Source organism: Aeribacillus sp. JST-2 (assembly GCF_056032925.1).
Map to the genome: position 1 here is coordinate 1 of NZ_JBVVUU010000032.1, position 22,986 is coordinate 22,986.

At 37.9% G+C, this 22,986-nt stretch carries 20 protein-coding genes and 1 pseudogene; 6 read left to right on the forward strand and 15 right to left on the reverse strand.

Features of this window, described 5'->3' with window-relative positions:
- The 7 genes and pseudogenes from AC0KTX_RS13275 to AC0KTX_RS13305 all read right to left on the reverse strand — a co-directional run.
- A pseudogene (locus tag AC0KTX_RS13275) lies at positions 1-428 on the reverse strand (transposase); the annotation flags it as partial.
- 171 nt (positions 429-599) lie between these two features.
- Positions 600-2,528 (reverse strand): BglG family transcription antiterminator, encoded by a 1,929-nt coding sequence (locus tag AC0KTX_RS13280; RefSeq protein ID WP_474252615.1) that lies wholly within the window; start codon positions 2,526-2,528, stop codon positions 600-602.
- Between the two features lie 88 nt (positions 2,529-2,616).
- Entirely contained in the window at positions 2,617-4,005 is a 1,389-nt protein-coding gene (locus tag AC0KTX_RS13285; protein ID WP_340882408.1) for a glycoside hydrolase family 1 protein, read from the reverse strand.
- Between the two features lie 4 nt (positions 4,006-4,009).
- A complete protein-coding gene (locus AC0KTX_RS13290; protein ID WP_474252616.1) occupies positions 4,010-4,327 on the reverse strand; it encodes a PTS sugar transporter subunit IIA in 318 nt (105 codons plus the stop codon).
- A gap of 78 nt (positions 4,328-4,405) precedes the next feature.
- Positions 4,406-5,689 (reverse strand): PTS cellobiose transporter subunit IIC, encoded by a 1,284-nt coding sequence (gene celB / locus AC0KTX_RS13295; protein ID WP_474252617.1) that lies wholly within the window; start codon positions 5,687-5,689, stop codon positions 4,406-4,408.
- A 93-nt stretch (positions 5,690-5,782) separates the two neighbouring features.
- Complete coding sequence (locus AC0KTX_RS13300) at positions 5,783-6,091, reverse strand: PTS sugar transporter subunit IIB (RefSeq protein WP_474252618.1); 309 nt, start codon at positions 6,089-6,091, stop codon at positions 5,783-5,785.
- Between the two features lie 418 nt (positions 6,092-6,509).
- Complete coding sequence (locus AC0KTX_RS13305) at positions 6,510-8,852, reverse strand: Ig-like domain-containing protein (protein WP_474252619.1); 2,343 nt, start codon at positions 8,850-8,852, stop codon at positions 6,510-6,512.
- Between the two features lie 120 nt (positions 8,853-8,972).
- Between AC0KTX_RS13305 and AC0KTX_RS13310 the strand changes: the two genes are divergently transcribed.
- A protein-coding gene (locus tag AC0KTX_RS13310; protein ID WP_474252620.1) for an IS3 family transposase occupies positions 8,973-10,138 on the forward strand; the annotation gives its coding sequence in 2 pieces (ribosomal slippage) (positions 8,973-9,231 and positions 9,231-10,138; 1,167 coding nt in all).
- 324 nt (positions 10,139-10,462) lie between these two features.
- Here AC0KTX_RS13310 and AC0KTX_RS13315 read toward each other — a convergent pair.
- The 6 genes from AC0KTX_RS13315 to AC0KTX_RS13340 form a co-directional block, all read right to left on the reverse strand.
- Positions 10,463-11,275: an ATP-grasp domain-containing protein gene (locus AC0KTX_RS13315; protein WP_474252621.1), complete on the reverse strand. Its 813-nt coding sequence runs from the start codon at positions 11,273-11,275 to the stop codon at positions 10,463-10,465.
- Between the two features lie 364 nt (positions 11,276-11,639).
- Entirely contained in the window at positions 11,640-12,089 is a 450-nt protein-coding gene (locus tag AC0KTX_RS13320; RefSeq protein WP_474252622.1) for an SgcJ/EcaC family oxidoreductase, read from the reverse strand.
- Positions 12,090-12,574: 485 nt separating this feature from the next.
- Positions 12,575-13,141 (reverse strand): hypothetical protein, encoded by a 567-nt coding sequence (locus AC0KTX_RS13325; RefSeq protein ID WP_474252623.1) that lies wholly within the window; start codon positions 13,139-13,141, stop codon positions 12,575-12,577.
- A 248-nt stretch (positions 13,142-13,389) separates the two neighbouring features.
- The gene (locus tag AC0KTX_RS13330) at positions 13,390-14,061 is read right to left on the reverse strand and encodes a GNAT family N-acetyltransferase (protein ID WP_474252624.1); all 672 of its coding nucleotides are present in this window, start codon (positions 14,059-14,061) and stop codon (positions 13,390-13,392) included.
- Positions 14,027-14,932, reverse strand: a complete 906-nt coding sequence (locus AC0KTX_RS13335) for a carbon-nitrogen hydrolase family protein (RefSeq protein WP_474252625.1) — start codon at positions 14,930-14,932, stop codon at positions 14,027-14,029. Before AC0KTX_RS13335 ends, AC0KTX_RS13330 begins: the two co-directional genes overlap by 35 nt.
- 239 nt (positions 14,933-15,171) lie before the next feature.
- A complete protein-coding gene (locus tag AC0KTX_RS13340; protein WP_066251453.1) occupies positions 15,172-15,525 on the reverse strand; it encodes a hypothetical protein in 354 nt (117 codons plus the stop codon).
- 425 nt (positions 15,526-15,950) lie between these two features.
- Between AC0KTX_RS13340 and AC0KTX_RS13345 the strand changes: the two genes are divergently transcribed.
- From AC0KTX_RS13345 to AC0KTX_RS13360, 4 genes are all read left to right on the forward strand, one after another.
- Entirely contained in the window at positions 15,951-16,646 is a 696-nt protein-coding gene (locus AC0KTX_RS13345) for a response regulator transcription factor (protein ID WP_340789965.1), read from the forward strand.
- Positions 16,639-17,643, forward strand: coding sequence for a sensor histidine kinase (locus tag AC0KTX_RS13350; protein ID WP_474252626.1), 1,005 nt, complete (start codon positions 16,639-16,641; stop codon positions 17,641-17,643). Before AC0KTX_RS13345 ends, AC0KTX_RS13350 begins: the two co-directional genes overlap by 8 nt.
- 94 nt (positions 17,644-17,737) lie before the next feature.
- On the forward strand, positions 17,738-18,499 hold the full coding sequence (locus AC0KTX_RS13355; protein WP_474252627.1) for an ABC transporter ATP-binding protein: 762 nt from the start codon (positions 17,738-17,740) through the stop codon (positions 18,497-18,499).
- Complete coding sequence (locus tag AC0KTX_RS13360) at positions 18,489-20,426, forward strand: FtsX-like permease family protein (RefSeq protein ID WP_474252628.1); 1,938 nt, start codon at positions 18,489-18,491, stop codon at positions 20,424-20,426. Before AC0KTX_RS13355 ends, AC0KTX_RS13360 begins: the two co-directional genes overlap by 11 nt.
- Positions 20,427-20,663: 237 nt before the next feature.
- On the opposite strand, the gene AC0KTX_RS13365 is transcribed toward AC0KTX_RS13360, so the two are convergent.
- Positions 20,664-21,293 carry an NAD(P)-dependent oxidoreductase gene (locus tag AC0KTX_RS13365; RefSeq protein ID WP_474252629.1) on the reverse strand — a complete coding sequence of 210 codons (630 nt, stop codon included), beginning with the start codon at positions 21,291-21,293 and terminating at the stop codon, positions 20,664-20,666.
- 184 nt (positions 21,294-21,477) lie between these two features.
- On the opposite strand from AC0KTX_RS13365, the gene AC0KTX_RS13370 reads away from it, so the two are divergent.
- Positions 21,478-21,888, forward strand: a complete 411-nt coding sequence (locus tag AC0KTX_RS13370; RefSeq protein WP_474252630.1) for an Rrf2 family transcriptional regulator — start codon at positions 21,478-21,480, stop codon at positions 21,886-21,888.
- Positions 21,889-22,050: 162 nt separating this feature from the next.
- Here the strand turns inward: AC0KTX_RS13370 and AC0KTX_RS13375 are convergent, their stop codons facing one another.
- Positions 22,051-22,980: a response regulator gene (locus AC0KTX_RS13375; RefSeq protein ID WP_474252631.1), complete on the reverse strand. Its 930-nt coding sequence runs from the start codon at positions 22,978-22,980 to the stop codon at positions 22,051-22,053.
- Positions 22,981-22,986 lie beyond the last annotated feature (6 nt).

The window sequence follows — 22,986 nt, forward strand, 5'->3', positions numbered from 1 at the left end:
GGTATATTGGAACCCACGGTCACTATGAATAAGTGGATGCTCTCCATTTAAAAGTGCGGTGGCTTGATCCAACGTTTGGAATACAAGATGATTATTATTGGAATGTCCTAAAACATAGCTAACAATTGATCCATCATATAGATCAAGAATTTGATTAACGCTTTTTCAAGTTGAAGAGCGAGTTCTCAATTGATCCATCATATAGATCAAGAATAGCACTTAAATATGTTTTCTTTAAATGAACCATATTTTAATTCTGTGACATCAGTTACCCATTTTTCATTTGGCTTTTCCGCTGTGAATTCACGATTCAATATATTTTCTGCAACATGTTGAGGGGTAGATCGCTTATAAGATTTCTTCTTTTTTCGAATAACAGATTGTATACCGGCAACTTTCATCAGTCTATAAATTCGTTTGGGATTGAAGTACATTCTCGGTTTTCATATGCAAGTAAAACTTCAAGTTTGAACTCTGTAGTATATTGCATAGAAAAACTCCCCCTAAGGTAAAACAGATTTTTTATATTTTAATCTGTCTACCTTAAGGGGAGCATATCATTATGAGGCAGCCCTCCATTCAAAATTTTGTGCATGATCTTAATATACCGTCTCCTTTAAAACTTGCATAAATTGTTCATATGATTTCGTTTTTAACAAATTCTGAACCATTGAGCTATTGTCAATTAATCTTACCAACAAACCGTACATTTCCTGCAAATTTTCCTCGCTGTTCTTTTTCACACATAACATACAGACCAATTGAACAGGCTTATCCTTCCATTGAATTGGCTTATCTAGTGTGCATACAGCGATAAATGTTTGATTCGTTTTTGGAACGATAGGATGCGGAACAGCCACTAAATTTCCAAAAGAGGTAGGTGCCACTTTTTCTCTTTCGAATATTGCTTCTAAAAAAGTATTATCTACTAAGCCTTTTTCAAGCAATGCAGTGTGGAAAAACGTTAAAACTTCTTCATACGAATGAAAATTCTTTCTTAAAAACATTAGATCTTTTCGAAAATAAGTATTAATTGGCGGCTGATTATCAATAATTAATTTTTCTATTTGTTTTAAATCACTTTCCCTTAAGATCGCATTCACTTCTATGACAGGAATATTTAATTTTTCGGGAATCGATATCGAACTTACAATAAAATCAAGATCAGTCAGTCTGAACTGTTTTAATTTATAATATTCGGTGATGCCTACTACTTCCAGGTTGTTTCCAAAATATGATTTCAATTTATAATAAATTAATTGTGCGGTTCCCAAGCCTGATGCGCACACAACTAAACACCGTTTGGGCCCGGATTTTAATTTCTTACGTTCCATTGCTGCACCAATATGAAGTGCCAGATAACCGATTTCATTTTCATCAATTTCCGTTTTTGTGTATTCTCCGATTGCTAATCCTGCAACAACAGCTGCATCAAAAGCAAGCGGATAATTCTTCTTGATATCTTGAAGCATCGGATTTCGTATATTCATCCCGTATTTATATCGATTAACAGCCGGTTTTAAATGCAAGCTTAGCCCGAGAATTAATTCTTCATCGTCTTTTATCCCTAAATGAAATCTCTCTTCAATTTTATCAAGAGCAAGTTTCACTATTTGAATAATTTCATTTTCGATAACCTGTTCTGCTTCTTCAATCGTTTGTGAAAGCATTTTGGTGCCAAGCAAATGAATGGCAATATACGCCACCTCTTGTCGCGGGAATTGAACATGGAATCTTTCTTCGACTTCTTTGACAATTTTTTCTGCCACCTGATATTCTCTTTGTTTTTTAATTTCTTGCATCTCTGATTTAATTAGTGTAACATGATGGCCATTTTTTATTCGTTCATAAGCAATGGCGATATGAATTAACAAGTTATGAATGGCAATATCAGATATCGTAATTTCATTTGCTTTGATTTGTCTCATAATAATATCTAAAAATTGATCCAAATCATCTTGATTTGCTAAATGGGTGTCATAAAGCTTCTCACCTCTCTCCTCATGACGGTCAAAAATATATTCAGACATACAAAAACGCAGCTTAAGCTCACTGCCGGAGACCTTTATTCCGTAATTTGGACGCGATTCTAATTGAATATCATATTTATTCAATATTTGTTTTACATGCTTTAAATCGTTTTGAATTGTCGATTTACTTATATACATTTCATCGGCTATGTCTTCCAGCTTTAAATAGTTTTCACTTAATAAAAGCCGTCTAATTAAATAACTAACGCGTTCTTTTGGTGTTTTGGGGATAAAGGAATTGCGGGGTGATTCATCATAGGAAACTGTTTGCAAAAATTTTTTGAATTTAGCATCATCTTCGATTGTTAATTTATATCCTTTACCCATCACAGAAATAACATTTGCGCCATTTTCAGCAAGTATCCCATCAAGGCTTTTTATATCTTCCCTTGTAGTTCTTGAAGTCACTTGATTTAAATTAGCTAAGTAGGCTCCTGTAATGGGGCTTTCAGCAGCCATCAGTTCGCGCAAAATCGTTTTCATTCGTTGATTGAACATAAGATTGCCCCCTCTCTTGCAATAATCCAATTTACCACAGTAAAAATGATTTAAAAAGGTTCTGATCCTCTAGACCAGAACCTAAAAGTTAAAATCCGTTGTTTTTAGAAACTTCTTTAAACCAATGAGCGCTTTTCTTCGGTGTTCTTTCCTTTGTAACAATATCAACGGAAATGAATCCGTATCGATTTTTATAGGCGTTTGTCCAGGACCAGTTATCCATAAATGTCCATAAATGATAACCCTTTGCATTACACCCTTCTTCAATCGCTTTATGAAGCCATTTCAAATGCCCTTTAATAAATTCAATTCGATAGTTATCTTCAATCACACCGTTTTTCATAAAACGCTCCTCATTTTGAACACCCATCCCATTTTCTGAAATAAACGACTCGATATTGCCATAGTTTTCTTTTAAATTCATCATAATATCGTAAATGCCTTTTTCGTAAATTTCCCATCCGCGATAAGGATTCATTTTTCTTCCCGGCATTTCGTAGTTGTCAAAAAACCACTCCGGCATAAACGGGCTGTAGGGGTTAGGCAAGTGCTCTTTCACTTTCACTCTTCTCGGTTGATAATAATTTACCCCAAGAATATCAACGGTATTATTTTTTATGAGTTCAAGGTCACCTTCTTTTGTTATAGGCAACTGGCCATGCTCCCTTAAAATTTCAATCAGTTCTTTTGGATATTCTCCTAAAACAGCTGGGTCTAAAAAGCTTCGATTAAAAAATAAATCAGCAATTCTCGCAGCCTTTAAGTCATACGGATTTTGACTTCTAGGGTACGAAGGAGTTAGATTTAAAATAATACCAATTTTCCCGTCATGAATATTCATATCGCGGAATGTTTTGATCGCCTTTGCATGAGCAACAATGGTATGATACGCCACTTGTGCCGCCCGTTTAAAATCAACGATATTCGGATAGTGAAAATCGTATAAATATCCACCCTCAACAGGCACGATTGGTTCATTGAAAGTAAACCATTTTTTCACTCGATCCCCAAATAATTTAAAGCATTCACTCGCATAATGTTGGTAAGCATCTACAACCTCTCTGTTTTCCCAACCGCCTTCATGTTGCAATTCCAACGGCATATCGAAGTGATAAAGATTAATAAACGGTTCGATATTATTAGCGATTAATTCATTAATGACATTATTGTAAAAAACCACTGCCTCTTTATTCACTTCTCCTCGGCCGCCAGGAATTAGGCGCGACCAAGAAATAGAGAAACGAAACGTATTGTGGCCGATTTCTCTCATTAACTTAATGTCTTCTTTATATAAGTGATAAAAATCAGAGGTTGTTTCGGGACCAACATGATCAAAAAATCGATGCGGCTCAATCTGATACCAGTAATCCCAAATATTTTGGCCTTTTCCACCTTCTTTTGCGGCACCTTCAATTTGTGTTGCTGAAGTTGCACTTCCCCACCAAAAACCTTCGGGAAAACGATATTGCAGGGACATTGTATTACCTCCCATTGTTTTTATTTCTGTATAGATCAATGAATTCGATTGCAAGGTCTCTAACAGTTATAGCTGTCATTAAATGATCCTGTGAATGGACTAAAATAGCATTCATTTTCGTCTCATTCCCGTTTGCTTCCTCTTGAAGGAGCTTTGTTTGAAATTTATGAGCTTTCCCAAGTTCAGCACTTGCTTCTTCTATCAGTTGATCAGCCTTTTCAAAATTCCCCTCTTTTGCTGCTTGAATGGCTTCCATGGCGCTGGATCTGCCATTTCCAGCATATAAAATAATTTGAAAAGCAATCTCTGTTATAGTATCCATGACCAGTCCTCCTGACATATTTGCTGGACATCATTTAAAATCACAGCACCTTTTTAGGGGCCGATATCGTAATCTTTTTTAATCCGCTTGTTGTTTTTCCTCTTCGTAATATTTTTTATCAATGATTTTTAAGAACGGCCACCATATAGCCATTACAACCAGCAGATTAAAGATTTGTAATACAGCACCTCTCCATGAGTTGCCCGTTGCTAAAAAACCATTTAATCCAATTGGAGTTGTCCAAGGGACAATAATTCCAGCAGGTTTTGGTACTAATCCTGATGACATTGCAAAAAAAGTAATAATTGTTACAACAACAGGCGCAAGAATCCAAGGAATAATAACTAAAGGATTCATTATAATTGGAAGACCGAAGATAATTGGTTCATTAACATTGAAAATTCCAGCCGGCCCTCCTAATTTTCCTAGCTCTTTTAGCTGTCTGCTACGCCCAATAAGAAAGATTAAAACCAAGATCGCTAATGTCATGCCGGTGCCACCCATACCGACTAAGAATGAATCAATAAATTGTTTTGTAATGACATTAGGAAGTTCTTCCCCAGATTGAAAGGCCTTTAAGTTTTCATCATTTAATGCGTACCAAATTGGATCGAATACGGAATTTACAATAATTTGTCCATGTAAACCGAAGAACCAAAAAACTTGAATAAGCAATACCGCAACAAGTGTAGCGATTAAACCGCTTCCTAGATTTGTTAAAGGTTGTTGCAAAATTGTATATATAAAATTTTGTACTGTTTCAAAAGGTGTATAGCTGAAAACAATACGGATGAATAAAAATACCGACAATGTTAGAGTGATTGGGATGAGTGCGCTAAATGATCTGGATACGGCGGCCGGGACGCCAGCCGGCATTTTAATGGCCCAATTCTTATTTACAAAAAATCGATAAAGTTCAGCGGATATAAACGCTGTTAATATTCCTAAAAACATCCCTTGTGCACCTAGGCTTACTGTTGGGATAACCCCCGATACACCTTCTAATGATTGCGGTGTTAAAATAAGGAATGCCGCTAATGCAACAACGCCACCATAGATCGCTTGTCCACCATAGTGTTCTGTTAATTTATAACCGATACCAATGATGACAAATAACCCCATTATACTAAGAGTAGCGGCAGATGCTGATCCTAGTGCATTTTGATATGCCGCATACGCATCTTCACTTAACAGCCTATCTAAAAACGGGAAGTTAGCGATTACAACAAATATAGACCCAAAAATAATTAGCGGTAATGCAACCATAAATCCATCTCGTAATGCAGTTAAATAACGGTTATTATTCAACTTATCTGCAATAGGCAATAGAATATTTTCTAAAACCTCTATAAACTTGTTCATGTTTCCCCCTCCTCGTTGTTATGCAAAAGAGGCACTCTAATACTCTTCAATTAATTGTATGCCACTAAGTTTTCAAAAGCTTGCAGCCTAAAATTATTTACCAATTAACCCCAGTGCTTTATTTAATACAGCTTCTCCGTCAATTCGGCCATAAGCAACGGGATCAATAACGTCCAAGGGAATTCCTTTTTCCTTTGCTAAAGCCTCAAACTTCTTTTTTAGAAATCGCATTTGCGGGCCAATTAAAAGGACGTCGGCTTTGTCCATTTCTTTTTGTGCTTGATCTTGAGCAACTGCCCAAATTTTGGCTTCAATCCCTTTATTTTTTGCAACTTCCTCCATTTTTGATACTAGTAAACTCGTTGACATTCCTGATGAACATGCTAATAAAATACGCTTCATATATGAATCCTCCCTATGTTTTCATTAAATAATTTTAATAGTTCAAATTATATTTTTATAATAAATAATAAACGTTTTCATCTAAACATATTGTTTTTCCTTTATATAGCGGAAATGAGTAATGCGCTTACAAATTATTTTTATTTTAGAAAAATACTAAAAAGAAACATGATCACGAACAAATGAAAGTGAGCGTTTTACGTTTTCCATTTTGCGGTTTATTCCCCTTAACCTTTTGTGTTACGATACGTTAAGCCCATCTGTCCATGATGTCCAGAGGGGAATTACATAATTGATGGATTTGTTGCGGTACCGTCCGCATGGGCAATGGTAAATAAAGTATGTAAACTAATCTCTTTTCCGTTAAAAAAAGACTGCTTCCAAATCATTTGAAAGCAGTCTTTTTCCATATTTGCCGCTATTTCACTCTTATTACTCTTGTTCTGCTTTTATTGCCGGCTTTATCTTTGGCAAATACTTTCAATACCGTTCCTTTCCGTTGGGAAGGTATGTTGATTTTGAACTTCCCGTTGCTTGCCGCGGTTCCTTTCCCGATTTGTCTTGAACCTTTGTATAAGTAAACGGCGGCTCCTCTTTCCGCTTTACCTGTTATCGTTTTTGTTTTATAGGTGACCTTATTGACCACCGGCGTTCCCGGAGGAATTTTGTCCACCACTTTCACCGTTCTTGCCGTACTTATGTTCCCGGCTAAGTCTCTTGCATAGACGGAAATGCGTGTACCTGCTTTTTGTTTCGCTATCCTAATGCTATAGCTGCCTTTGCTGTTCGCTCTCGCTGAGCCGATTTGCTTTGCACCCACTTTTGCATAGACCGTCGCATTCGCCTCTGTTTTCCCTCTGATCGTTGTTGAGTTATTCGCTACGGTATAGACCACCGGCGTTCCCGGAGGAATTTTGTCCACCACTTTCACCGTTCTTGCCGTACTTATGTTCCCGGCTGAGTCTCTTGCATAGACGGAAATGCGTGTACCTGCTTTTTGTTTCGCTATCCTAATGCTATAGCTGCCTTTGCTGTTCGCTCTCGCTGAGCCGATTTGCTTTGCACCCACTTTTGCATAGACCGTCGCATTCGCCTCTGTTTTCCCTCTGATCGTTGTTGAGTTATTGGCTATTGTATAGACGGTTGGAGCAGCCGGAGGGGTTTTATCCTTTACAGTTATGGTCACTTCCCTGCTTTGCAACTTATTTTGATTCTCTGCAAATATCGTCAATACTGTTCCTGCCCGCTGCTTTGGTACGCTGATTTTAAAAGTGCCGTCGCTGCCCGCTGTTGCTTTTCCTAAAAGGGTGTTCCCTTTTTTAACAATGACTATCAAACCTTTAGCTGCTTTTCCGGTTACGTTTACATCACGATCGCTTACTTCATTCACTACAGGCTTTTCAGGCGGCAAAGTCACCTTTCCATTTATAATGAATGTATAAGTAATATCTTTTCCTTTATCAGAAGGTTCCTTAAAGCCTGATGACAAATCCATTTGTTTAACGATCGCTCCACCGCCTCTTAAATAGGCCGAATGATCGCTGAAAAGCTTTGGCTGCAGGGCATTGAAATTAGGATCACCATTAAATCCATATAATCCTGAACGTTCTTTTAATAAAAGAGCGATGCGGAAATTTGTTAAAAACTTCCCGAAAGTCATATCAGAACGTATATATTTTTTTACCGCGTTTTCTACCGCCCGGTAATCATTGAAGCGATCTGCCAATATTTCTTTGAAAATACGATCTCCTTGACCAGTTTGTATTTTGACATACTGGCCAAATAAATAAGATAAAGAGTAGTTTGCTAAAGTATCTCCGTATTCATCCCAATACAATAATGAATGCCCGTTTGCGATAGAAGGTGAATAGTTATAATAATCTATTCTATCTGTCAAAACTTTTCCGGAGTATATTTGCTCAGCCGCCATCGCCAGCATTTCATCCAGCCAAACGTCCATGCCGTCCGAATCACCCTCAATGATTACATTCCGGTTCACATTTACCATGTGCTGAAACTCGTGCGCCAGTGTTTCATAAGCACGTGCAACATCTTTTGAATCCATGCCCATGGCAGGATACGTATCAATATAAAACAGCTCAGAATGATTGGAATGATAAACATCAAATAAATCGCCGGGGTAAAAATAACCGGCAATATATCCGCCAAACCCATCAAATCCGTCTTGTATATCAAAACATAAAATATGAATCTTTCCATCCCCGTCTACATCTGATTCATTGCCGAAATAATTAACAATCGTTGAATAAATATTGTCATCAAATTCTTTTCCTATTTTTTCGGCATCAGATAATGTAATTTCATTGTTATGAACCCAAACATTCGCTTTTTTTCCGCTATACATGAGCTCGGCATCTATTTGATAATCGAGCCCTGTGTCAAAATTAGTAACCCAAAACGTTTTTTTATCGCCGACTTGATAAGACGGCGCTATCGCAAAACGGCCCTTTTTTAATAATTTGTTTTTATATTTATCAAAATTAAATGGTTTAACCGCATCTAACCGATAGTCCTCTAGATCTAAATTGGGATTCTTGGAATATTGGCGATCATTTACTTGAAATACGCCTGTGTATTGTTTTTGATAGACGTTAGTAGATTCATTGCTTATGACAACATAACCGCCAGAATTTGTTTCATTAAACAGACTTGACGACTTTGAAACGACAACATTTGAAGAATGACTTATACTGCCTGTCGGCTCTTCTGCATAAACAGACGTCGGCAGATAAGCAAACAATCCCCCTGTGGCGATGAATAAAAGAGCGATGTATGTGGTATTATCCCCTACAGGTAGACAGTAAAAAAAGAGGACATTTGATATGATGTTCTTAGGAGTCTACTTGGGAGGGGATTTTTTATGGCTAAAAAAGGACAAACCTTTAACTCATATTCAGAAGAGCTTAAACGTGAAGTCGTTCGTTTGAAATTGGAGGAGGGATGGTCTTATCGACAACTTCGTGAACATTTTGGAATTAAGAGTGATGCACAGATTGCAGAATGGGACAAGAAATTTCGAAATGGCGAGTCGTTTAAAGATCAACGTGGTGTATGGAATCGTAAACATTTTTCGAGTTTAGAAGAGGAAAATGCTTATTTGAAGGCGCAGGTCGAATACTTAAAAAAGCGCAATCCAAATCTACATGGGAAGGAGTGGTCCTGAAAGCGGATCGGTTTCATATTATTGATGAACTACGAAAAAAACATAGACACCCACTGTCATGGCTATTAAAAATTGCAGAGGTTTCAAGGGCTGGATACTACAAGTGGCGCAAGAACCATTCGAACATGTCAAGACGTTTGGAAGAAGACCTTTTGTTGAAAGAACATATTTTAGCTATTCATAAGTTACATCCGTACTATGGATATAAACGCATGACAAGGGCATTATCCAGAGAAGGGATCGTTGTAAATCATAAGCGTGTGCGACGTTTAATGAGGGAGCTAGGTATAAAATCGGTGATTCGGAAGAAACGACCTTTCTACGGCATTAGAGGATCTGTGGTATTTCCGAATGTATTAAACCGCAAATTCTGTGCGGAGATTCCGTTACAAAAACTCGTAACTGATATTACCTTTGTACGTGTTGGAGATACATTTGTCTACTTGTCTGCGGTTTTAGATTTATATAACAATGAAATAGTCGCATGGGAACTTTCTGAAAGAAATGATCTTAATTTGGTATTAAACACCTTGAAACAACTGGAGGGGAAGCCGTTTGGCAAGAATGCTCTCCTTCATTCCGATCAAGGATTTCAGTACACGACAAAATCATATGAGAACCAGCTCAAAGAACTCAAGATTCAAGGAAGCCATTCGCGAAGAGGAAATTGTCATGATAATGCATGTATCGAAAGTTTTTTCTCACATTTAAAGACAGAGAAGTTGTATTTAGTGCGCCCAAAAACGATCGAACAGGCTTATCAGGCTATTCAAGAATATATTCATTTTTACAACCACAGTCGTTTTCAAGAAAAATTTAACGGTCTTTCCCCGATTGAATATCGAGAAAAGACCGCAGCTTAATATACTCTTTTTTCATTGTCTACTTGACAGGGTTATGTGCAATGTGATGACTTTTTTCAAGCAGCATCCCCCATTACATGGAATGTTTGTAAAAACTATGAGAAAATTGACTAACATAATAGAAAATAAGAGATATACATTATTATAATAACAACAATACAAGGAAGACGCCCTAATCAAAATAAAAAAATTTTATACCAAATAGGTAAATTGCTAGCACCGTCCAGTGAAACGGCTGCTTTCTTTTTGTTTCTTCATTTTACAATACGAGCAATAAAATAGGTTCTATCAATCTTCTAAATGTAAATCTAGCAATTATTTATTTTAAATCACTTTTTTGGATGTTGTCGGCGATGTTGGAAAAGGAGGCACAAATTCGCTTTGCAAATAGTCATAGATTGCTTTTTCTACAGATAATCCCCTTTCGGCAATGCCTTGATTGCCAAAAAGAACATTAAACTCAAGAATATAATAATGTCCTCCGCTTACCACTACATCAAAACCGGCATGATTAATATTCAATTGTTTTGAGACATTCAACACAAGCTCGCAAGCCTCTTGCGGTATAAAATCAAAACAGAGGCTGCCTCCCTGGGCTACATTGTGGAGAAACTCCCCTTCCGCCCCTACCCGCCAATAGGCGGTCAAAATATCCTTTCCAACGATACAAATCCGCAAATCTTTTCCATTGTTTTCCAAATATTCTTGTACGTACAGCACATCATTCCGATTGGCATATTGATAAAAATCATACTCATTTTTTATTAAAAAAGTCCCCTGCCCCATTGAATTCCGGGCTTCCTTTGCAACAAATGGGAATGGGAAAGTTTCCAACACTTTTTCGATATTGCTTGGGGTGCTCGCCAATATTTCCGTATATGGAACATGCTCTGGCGCCACCGTCCAAAGAGCTCTTGTCATTTCCACCTTGCTGAAGCCCAATTGCAAAGATTCAATGCTCGGAAAAATTTTTTTCTTTAATCCGTATACAAGAGCAGGGGCTTGCCACGTTTCAGGAAAAAGAACAATATCCGCTTGTCGAATGGTTTCTAATTCTTTAAACATATTATCAGGTTTTATATAGTGAACACCTGGAATTCCGATAGTCCGGTATGCATTAAAAGAAACCATTTTCATAAATATGCGACCACACTCCAAAACATATAGCGATTTTCTAAATAAATAATAGAATCTTCATGAAATTTTCGCAAATACTATTTTATATTTTATCCTGTTCGGTGCCGTGAGAAATTTTGTGCGATGCATATGATAGATAGGTCGCGCTCTGAAATAAATTTAGAACGGAGAGAGGACCGTTTGAATGCAAAAAGAATGAATATACAGTTTATTTCAATCCTTATCAAAGAAACGCAATTTGTCTTTTAATCCTTGCTTTTTCGTGTTAAGGAGTTTTATTCGGACATTTGAATTAAGAAGATTTACGATTTTCCTAATTTTTGCATTAGTGTATATTTCACAATTCCCCTGAACAGGACTTGAATTATTTAAGCAACTGTCTTAACTCTTCGGTCATTTGTTCAACCAACTCTGGTCTGCCGTGAAACTGAGCCGGGGTATTTTGAAAAAGTTGAATATGCCACTTTCCTTCCGTTTTCACTGCAACAAGAGTATGATGGGTGTTGACATCAGGATTTAAGTCTGACTTTCCGGGAGGCACCATACCGGCAATCGCTCGTAAAATAGCGATATCAGGAGCCAGAAAACGGACATTTTTCACTTTGCTGACAAATTTAGCCGTCAGATGGCTTTCAAAGACGGATTGGAGATGTGCGAATATTTCATCGCGTCCAATCGACTGACTGCCATCGAAACCAATGCTCTCGCCGTCCTTTGTGAACAGATCCGCCATTCCACGAGCCGTTCGGTTGTTCCACGCATTGATTAGTTGCTGGTAAAGGTCTTGAACTTCATTCAATTGAGAATTCTCCATAATTTTCCTCCTAAAAAGTAAACTTTTGTTCTATGATTACCAATTAACAAAAAATTATTTTTTCAGGAAATTTTGTCCATGAATATTTTCCATGCCGTTCTCTTTCCATTGGAACCAATACTCCTGCTTTGAAACTCCTAGAGAAATGTTCAAAGAATTCGTCAGCGATTTGCAATATTCATTTTTTTACAGACTTGCTTATTTGACTTTGCTTCAAGGATCTCAGAAAGGATCATCCTTCTTTTTCATTCCTGTCAGCAATTTATATGATAGGCATGCACTTTAAAAAGATATTGTTTTTCAATCTGTAATAGTAGTACATGACCATATACCGATCAAGTCATAGGCAAGGATGAACGAAATGCCCGAGAAAAGCATAAAGCAACGGATGGAAGCTTGCAAAAAATCTTCCCAAATCTAGGTCCGTCGCTATAAGCGATACAAGCTGTAAATTACATTGCCTTTGCATTTGCAAAATAGGAATGTTACTGCATACGGTTCATTTTTGATTTCCATACTGACGCATATTTCTTTTGATATTTCGGATCTTCTTCTTTTTGGATTAAATCGAAGGCCAGCTGCTTGATCGCTTCATCTTTCACTTGATCATACAAGTTTCGCAGCCCTTGGATAATATCGAATCGAATAAGTGTCGCATGTTTTTCATCAACACAGTTGTCAAACCGAGCAGCCAAATGACGGATAACCATCTCTTTTTGCTTTTCCCCTGCTAAACCAATCCTCCAAATAGCCTGCAAACTATGTCTGGCAGTCACGAACTTTTTATCATAGGTTACTTCCCAAATTCGGGGAAAATCTTCCAACATTCGCTGTTCGGGATCGCTAATCGCCAAGCGGCTTAAAAACTGAGCAGCCCGTGAGCGTTTATGATGGTCTTTGCTTGTTAAATCCTCTTTCAGCTGATCCCACACTTCATACGCCCAATCGACTTTTTCTTCAGTGATCTTCATTATGTTGTGATACGCTTCGTACTGCGTATTTTTATCACTTGACTGTAATTCAGCAAAATAATGTTTCGTTCGTTCATCCATTTTGGTAACGCTCCATTCATGACTTATTATGTTTGATTTTACCTTAGGCTAAAGTTTAAAGGCAAATAACTGTCATTTGGGATTTTCATAGCAGCACTATTCAGCTGATGGTTGATTTGGAAGGGAAAACAAGCTTGAGTTTCATGTGAAACAACAACGACAGGGAGTCAAAGAATGGGCTGAGGGCGAACACGAAAAAAGCCGCTGGATCACCGATGATTCGGCTTTCGAGCGGCTCTTTTTCACCATCAATTTTTAAACGGATTCTTCCATTCCATTAAAACAGCATAGTTATGGGATTCCTCATCCTCCAAATAATTGGCCACAACTCCAAGTGGCGTCCGTCCGCAGCGGAGGAGGAAGGAAATAACCGGGTCTTTCAATTTTCCGTTGACGACAGCATCTACATATTGTTCAGCTGACATCTCACCCGCATATTTATAATATCCAGGCATTCTGCCGCCGCCAAGCAAGCGATCCAATCCTTTATGCACAACTACTTCATACATGGATTGCATGAGCCATCTTCCTAAATCCAGCTTTCGATAGGACGGCCGGATGCAAATATCGACAACATACAAAGTATTGCCATTCGGATCATGGTTGCGGATATAGCCGTTATCCGTTATCTCTTCCCAAGTATGAGCAGGATGCGCAGGATCAAAATTGACGATTAAAGATGTCATCGATCCTGCTAACGTTCCTTCTACCTCAACACATAATGCGCCTTCCTGAAACAATGTCACATGGTTTGTTAATTGCTCTTTATTCCACCAGAGTTCTGATGGAAAAGGCGGCGGAAAGCTTTCCTTTTGAATTTCGATTAATTCATCAAAATCTGCTTCATTATAATTCCTTATCACCACTTCGACATTGCGTCCTTGATTATTCAGATAAAATCTCTTTCTGTAACGGCTCATCTCCATTCCCCTTTCGTCCATGAACACTTAAATCAGGATATAAATCAAAGCGGCGGTCTCTCCAAGTGGTGACAGATCCGTTTTCTCTCACTTTGTATAAGAGAGATAAATCAAGATCCGCCGTAATGATCATATCGTGGTTTATTTCCCCCTCCATCAAAATCCCGTTTTTCGGAAATGAGACGTCGTTCGGAGTAATGACTGCTGCCTGGCCGAAATTTGCCCTCATAAAATCAACGGTAGGAAGCGAACCGACTGTCCCTGTTGTCACCACATAAATTTGATTTTCAATCGTTCTGGCATGGCTTGTATAGCGCACTCGTTGAAATCCGTGGCGGTCATCCGTACAAGATGGACAGAAAACAACGTCAGCTCCCATTCCTCGTACAATTCGAACAATTTCCGGAAATTCGATATCATAACAAGTTAACATGGCAATCTTTCCTTTTTCGGTTTCAAATATTTGAACCGTTTCTCCTGGAGTTAAATGCCATTCTTTCACTTCCGTCGGCGTCAAGTGAAGCTTCGCTTGTTCTGCTATCCGGCCATCGGGATAAAATAAATGGGCAGTATTATACAATCGTCCCTCTTTTTCGATAATATGAGTGCCTCCAATAATATGCATGCCCGTTTCTTTAGCAAGCGATGTAAATAGCGAATAATATCGGTCCGTATAATGAGGTAAATTTTGAATCGTCTGCTTTTGATTCGGAATGGACAGCAATTGAGTCGTAAAAAATTCAGGAAAAAGAACAAAATCAGCAGCAAACTCTTCTGCGGTTTTAACATAATGCGTTACTTGGTTTGCAAAATCTTCAAAGCTCCCGATGGAATGAAGATGATATTGAACAGCAGATACTCGTATTTTCATGCAGCCTCTTTCCCTTCATCATAATCTGTTCCCCGCTTATTACTGAACAAAGTATAACATAAAACCAGTTTATTTTAATTTAATTTGATTTTGTGTAAAGCATTTTGCTGGAACAAAAGAGAATACTTGAACTATTTATTTAGAAGTGAAATAATTCACTAAAAATTAACAGACAAAACGAAAACAAGCCGTTTGACTGCCGGTGATTTGGCGTTCAAGCGGCTTGTTTTATTCCATTTTTAAATGCTTTGCTCGTATTTGGCAATAAGTTCTTCGTTTTTTCCGACTAAACCGAGTTTAAATGCTTTTTGAATAATTTTTGCTACTTCAGCATTGAAAAATGGATCTCCACCATACCTCATCTTATCATCCAAAATTTTATTATGGAAATGAGACGTTTCTCTGGCTAAATCTTCATTTACAATTTTCCCTTCCTTTATTGCGTCCATAAATTCATAAAAATCCATTTTGCTGTTGTATTCTTCTCTTGTCTCGTTGCCATAAGGGCTGCCTGTTTCCAAATGTTTTTTGAACGGAGCTACAAGCGTCAATTGCGTATAAGCAGCAAAATATTGAGTTTCAGTAATATTCATATAAGATCACTCCCTAACAATTGTAAAATTTACATAGCCACAATAATGTCTTCTTCCTTATTTTATAAAATTTCCAATTTTTATATCGGTATAGACTGGAATATTTTTAATATAAAAACAAAATTTAACAAGAAGTATTCTGACCTCACATCCGCCTTTAATAAACCTTTAAAACTCTTAAACGAGTTGAAAAACGGCTCATCGCAACATTAAACCGTTTCAATTACCTTGTAAAATAATTATAATAAGGGCAAAGATCATTTTTTACCCTCGGGAACAACAATCTTCAGAAAGCCGGAAAATGATTTATACAATCAATTATAGAAAAATCGCAAAAAAAACACCGCTATCCGCTCAATCATGCACAATATAGGACAGCGGGAAAAAGTCTAACAAATATAAGTGAAAAAAGTGTGGTGAAAACATTGTTTAAAATTTTGCTCATTGAAGATGACACCACCCTGTTTCATGAAATCAAAGAACGGTTATTACAATGGTCTTATGATGTATATGGCATCACAGATTTCGGAAAAGTGATTGAAGAATTTACCGCCATTAAACCTGATCTTGTCATCATTGATATTCAGCTTCCAAAATTTGACGGATTCCATTGGTGCCGCATGATCCGCTCCCATTCCAACGTTCCGATTATTTTTTTATCATCGCGAGATCACCCGACCGATATGGTGATGTCAATGCAGCTTGGAGCGGATGATTTTATACAAAAGCCGTTTCATTTCGAGGTGCTTATCGCAAAAATACAAGCCATTCTCCGCCGAGTATACAACTATAATACAGAACAAATGAAGCTGAAGGCATGGTGCGGAGCGACAGTCGATTATGAGAACAATACGGTCACAAATGCTAAAGGAACGATTGAACTAACTAAGAATGAACTATTGATATTAAAGCATTTGCTTGAGAAGAAAAACAAAATCGTCAGCCGGACAGAATTAATCAAAAGCCTGTGGGATGATGAGCGCTTTGTCAGCGATAATACATTAACGGTCAATGTCAATCGTTTGCGAAAAAAATTGGATGAGCTTGGGTTGGGACGCTTTATTGAAACGAAAGTCGGCCAAGGCTACATGGCAAAGGAAGAGGCAGCCGTATATGATTAAAAAATATTTCATTGAAAGAAAGAGTTGGATTCTTCTTTTTTTATTCATGCAGCTATTTATCGTTTTTGTCTCTTATCTTGACACAACCATTTCATTAAGATCCATTCTTTATGTTGTCTTTTTATTGATGATGATTTTTATTATTTTTGTCATCATCCGCTACAATAAAGAAACAAAGTTTTATAAAAGCTTGGAAGGATGGGAAAACAACCTTGATTTAACAAGCATAGCGGATGCGGAAAGCCCTTTCGAAAAAATGGTTGAACAGCGGATTATAAACCAAACGAACCTTTTGAAACAAAAGGCTTCGCAAAATCAGATAGCGCTGGAACAGGAAAAAGATGAATTGCTATCATGGATTCACGAAGTCAAAACACCGCTGACAGCAATGCATCTAATCATTGAACGGTTAGATGATGAAGCCATCAAAGCACAATTGACATATGAATGGCTGCGCATTCATCTGCTGCTTGATCAGCAGCTACACCAAAAGCGAATTCCCTCCATAGAAAATGATTTATACATTGAAAATGTTGCGTTAGGACCAATCATTTTCAAGGAAATCAAAGCTTTACAATCATGGTGTTTGCAAAAAGGAATTGGATTTGAGGTCGAGCTAGAGACTGCCGAAGTCCTCAGTGATGCAAAGTGGCTCGCCTTTATCATCAGACAACTGTTGACAAACGCAGTAAAATACAGCGATGCATCCGATATCATCATTAAAAGCTATCAGCAAAATGATCAAACAATGATAGAAGTGAAAGATTTTGGCCGTGGCATCGACCCGAAAGATCTGCCACGTATTTTTGACAAAGGCTTCACATCCACGGCCGCACATCAGGACAATGCCGCAACAGGCATGGGATTATATTTGGCGAAAAAAGCCGCCGAAGCATTGCTGATCAATATTCAAGTCGAGTCAAAACTTGAAGAAGGAACGACTGTTACCTTAACCTTTCCAAAGAAAAATGAATTTGTCCGTATTACAAGCATGTGACAATTTTGTCACATGCTTTTTCATTTTGTTCGCTGAATCGAAGGAAAAAGCCAAGGAGGACGATTAAGATAAAAATATCAAGGAGGGACGCGATATGTATATTTTAGAGGCAACAAAAATTTACAAAAGCTATGGAAACAAATTTAATAAACAAGAAGTGTTAAAGGGATTGGACATTCGTGTAGAAAAGGGAGAATTCGTCAGCATCATGGGGCCATCCGGCTCAGGGAAAACGACATTGCTCAATGTTCTATCCTCCATTGATCAAGTCAGCCAAGGAACGATCAAAATAGAAGGAACAGACATTGTCGGCATGAAAGAAAAACAGCTGGCGGAATTCCGCAAAAGGCACTTAGGATTCATCTTTCAAGAATACAATTTGCTCGATACACTGACAGTGAAGGAAAACGTCCTGCTGCCTTTATCCATTACAAAAACAGCAAAAAAAGAAGCGGAACAAAAATTTACTGAATTGGCGGCAGAACTGGGAATTTATGAAATAAAGGATAAATATCCAAACGAAATTTCCGGCGGCCAAAAACAGCGCACCTCAGCAGCAAGGGCATTTATTCACGAGCCGAGCATTATCTTTGCCGACGAGCCAACAGGCGCCCTTGATTCAAAATCGGCATCGGAACTGTTAAACAAACTGCAAGAATTAAATCAAAAACGAAAAGCCACCATTGTCATGGTCACGCACGATCCGGTCGCAGCCAGTTTCTCAAGCAGGGTCATTTTCATAAAAGACGGGCAAATTTATACCCAATTAAATAGAGGGGAAGAAACAAGACAAACGTTCTTCCAAGATATTATGAAAACCCAAGGGGTATTAGGCGGTGTGCAACATGAGCATTAAGCAGCTGATATTCCGTAATTTGAAAAAAAATTTGAAAAACTACTATCTGTATGTCTTTGCCTTAATTTTTGCTGTGGCTCTTTATTTTGCCTTTGTTACATTGCAATATGACCCGTCAATGGACGCAACAAAAGGCTCAATTAAAGGCGCAGCCGGCATTCGAACAGCATCCGTATTGCTGATTGCCATTGTGACCGTCTTTCTCTTATATGCCAATAACATTTTCATTAAACGGCGCAGTAAAGAAATTGGCTTATTTCAATTAATCGGCATGACGAAAGGGAAAATATTCCGCATTCTTACGGCTGAGAACTTTATTCTTTATTTCAGTTCGATATTCATTGGAATCTTTATTGGATTTGCCACCTCCAAATTATTCATCATGATTTTGTTTAAAATTACCGGTGTTCAGGCAATTGCAACACTTGCCTTTTCACCTCAAGCCTTTGTACAAACAGTGATTGTTTTTAGTGCAGTCTATCTTTGCATTATGTTGATGAATTACGTATTTATTAAAAAGCAAAACATTTTATCTTTATTTAGAGTTGCTTCCACAACGGAAGTGAAAAAAATATCCCTGCTTGAAATGATTATCGGGATTTTTGGCATTTTCTTGATCATTTTAGGCTACTATATTTCGTCTAAATTATTTGATGGTGACTTTACAACGATGAATGAGCTTTTCCTTGCCATGATCTTTATATTGGGATCTGTTATTATCGGCACATACTTATTTTATAAAGGGACGGTCAGCTTTATTTTCTATCTTATTAGAAAAAAGAAGAGCGGCTATTTAAACATTTATGAGGTGCTATCTCTGTCATCGATCATGTTCCGCATGAAGTCCAATGCCTTGTTATTAACCATCATAACAACCGTCTCCGCCCTTGCCATTGGATTGTTATCGTTAAGTTATATTTCCTATTATTCTGCGGAAAAATCTGCTGAGAAGAATGTCGCCGCCGATTTTTCGTTGACGAATGCGGAAGATGCCAAACAATTTAAAGAAGCATTAGAGGAAAATAACATTCCATACAGGGAAAAATTGATTGATGTCATCCAAGTAAGCGCCAATGTCACGCAAATATTAGATCCAAATCTAAAGGAATTACAATTTGACCCGGCCGTCATGACTATTCCAATGATTAGCGATGATGACATCGAAAACATCGATCTGTCTCCGGATGAAACTCTGTTTGCCGGCTATAATGATTTTCTGCAGAAATTTATGTCACTGAAAAGTTCCGGGCAAATCGAATTAAAAGGCCGTCACGAAGTCATCCCGCAAAAATATTTAGGTTTAAAGAAGGAATACTACATTTCCTATTATTTCACAAGCGGCGGCCTGCCTGTCGCCATTGTGGACGAAACCATTTTTGAACGTTTAAAAAAGGATATGAACCCGAAAATACAAAAAGATTCGACGGTTTATATAGGAATTGATATTGAAGAAGAAGCAAAGATAGAAGAAGCCGATGAAATTTTTCAAAAAATTTCGTTTAACGGCCAACATGATTCCCGGCTCGCCATGAGCAGCCAACAGAAGCAATCGATGGGGCTTATCATGTTTATCGTCGGCTTTTTAGGTTTAACTTTTTTGATTACATCCGGCTGCGTTCTTTATTTTAAACAAATGGATGAGAGCGAAGATGAAAAGCCAAATTATACGATTTTAAGAAAACTCGGCTTCACACAAAGCGACTTGATCAAAGGAATTCAAGCCAAACAAATTTTTAATTTCGGGATTCCTTTAATCATCGGACTGCTCCACAGTTACTTTGCTGTTCAATCCGGATGGTTCTTATTCGGCACAGAGCTTTGGACGCCAATGATCCTCGTCATGCTTCTATACACAGCCTTGTACTCGATTTTCGGCATCTTGTCCGTGCTCTATTATAAAAAGGTAATTAAAGCGGCGCTTTCATGACAAAAAAAATGTAAGCTTCAGTTCCCTATAGGGTGCTGAGGCTTACATTTTATTATATGAATAAAGCCGATCGGTCAAGCCCTAATTATTGTGTAAAATCTCATTCCCGCTTTGAAACCTAGATTCCTGGTAAACTTAACCGCTTCCTTTTTACACAAAGTCCAGAACTTGATCAGCCGATCCTCCCAAATCCAAAAACTGCTGAGAAGCGAACTGCCTAAAAAAATCTTTGCACTCTTACTTGGATACAACTGAAAACCGTTTATTAATGTGCTTACGGTTTTCAATTTCATCTACAAGTGCTATGGCAAAGTCTGCATAACTGATGTAGCTTTGGCCTTCAGAGTTGACAGCAAGCACATCGCCTGAAACTTTATACTCACCTGTGCGCGGACCTTGCGGATCAAAAAATGCAGCTGGGCTAATATAAGTCCATTGAATCCCTTCAGAGTTTTCAAGATCTTGCAGATTTTGAGCTGAGCTTTTCGCTACCGGCAAATATTCTTTTGGAAAATCCGGCGAGTCAAAGAGGCGGGTTGTTTTCGCTTCATCGACAAACAGGCTGCCCGCTCCGCCTACAACAATAAGCCGCGTATTAGGTGCTCCTTTCAAGGCATTGATTAATACTTTTCCTGCTTCTACATGTTTATGCTCTTCACCAGGTGCAGTGCCAAATGCATTAACGACGACATCAAAATCTTTTATATCCTCTGATGTAATATCGAAAATATCCTTTTCAACAGCTGGTCCATCGGTCACTTTAGCAGCATTGCGGACAATAGCCGTAACATCATGTCCCCGTTCCTTTGCTTCCTTTACTATTAAACTTCCTGCTTTTCCTGTTGCACCAATAACGGCAATTTTCATAAACAATTTTCCTCCCTTTATGTAACTAATTTAGTTACAAATTATATGTAACTATTATAGTTACAAATATAAATTCCTGTCAACTTATTGATTGAAGCTGTCATCCGGAAATCATTGCCTGCCAACCTGTTTGACAAAATTTCAAATTTGTCACTAAAATAGTGACAAATGGTGGTGAAAACGAATGATTAACAGCCGTTTAGCAGTGGCGATTCATATTATGATCTTAATAGCCTCAAATCCCCTTGAGCATGTGTCTTCAGAATTTATCGCCAAAAGCGTCAACACGAATCCTGTGGTGATCCGACGAATTACAAGCATGCTCAAGAAAGCGGGACTGTTAACTTCCCATGCCGGCAGAACCGGAGCAAAATTAACAAAAAACCCTGAAGACATAACACTTTTGGATATTTTTAAAGCGGTCGAACCGAAAGACGAATTATTCGCCATTCACGAAAATCCGAACCCCAATTGTCCCGTTGGAAAAAACATTCAATCCGCCCTGGACCACACATTTGCGCGCGTTCAAAAAGCAATGGAAAATGAACTCGCCAGCCAATCCCTCAAAGACGTAATGGGCCATTTCTTTCAATAAGAATGGCCCGTGGAAAATAAACGATAGCTTGCCATCTCTTTCTGTAACGTTTTTTTTTATAAATAAGGTTGAGGATTCATTTTTTACATCAACAAAGAACACTTTATATTTCATTTTGTTCCATTTAGTTTGCACTCATGTAGGAAGTTTTTGAAAAAAATGTTATTCCTCCATCAAGTGCTTTATTTCAAAATAAAGAGCATGGATGAATTTTTTCATATTGATTCGCAGCGGCGAGGCAGTGGTGGATTCGTGGTTTTTTAATTCTTCCATTTTTTGACGAACAGCCGTGAAATCAAAAAATTTAGTGGAGTAATTTTCAAACTTAGGATGAACAAAGTCTGTGAGCCCAAGCGACGCCAAGTTCTCCAAGGAATGATAGATCGCCCTCCGTACGCGTTGTTCCGACGCTTTCATTTCCCTTTTCAGCTCCTCTTCATTAGCAGCTTCTCCAAGCTTCTTCAATGCAAGATTTCTAAAGATTTCTTTTAATGAAGGAAATCCGCCAACCAATGTTTTCTCTTGTTCGTGATCATATAAAAACTGCATGATCTCCATGAGATCTTTACTGCCGCTCTCTCCAGCAATGCCCAGTTCTGAAAGAAGAAAACGTCCACTAGCGGAAAAAGAATTCTCTCTATACAGCTGTACATTTCGCTTCGGAAGATGATCAATGTTCATAACGTTATATAAAGAGTGATGGATATCCCGAATGGTTTTCTCCAAGCGTATATGATCCATCACTCTCTTTAAGACAGACAATACTTCCATTTTGTTAATAGGCTTTGTTATATAGTGCTCGATTCCATATAAATAAGCTTGGCCGATCATATCCTTTGATTCCACCTGAGATATCATGACGACTTTTCCTTTAAAAACCGGCATGATTTTCTGAACCGTTTCGATGCCGTCTTGAAAGGGCATTAACAGATCGATTAATAAAATATCAACTTTCTTCAAATTTAATAACTCTCCGCTAACCTCAACACCGTCTGCTGCTTCGCCGACGACTTCACCAAGCTCCTCGTCCTCAATAATATGCCAAAGCATGGTGCGAATGGACTCATCGTCATCTATTATAAAAAATCGCATACAATC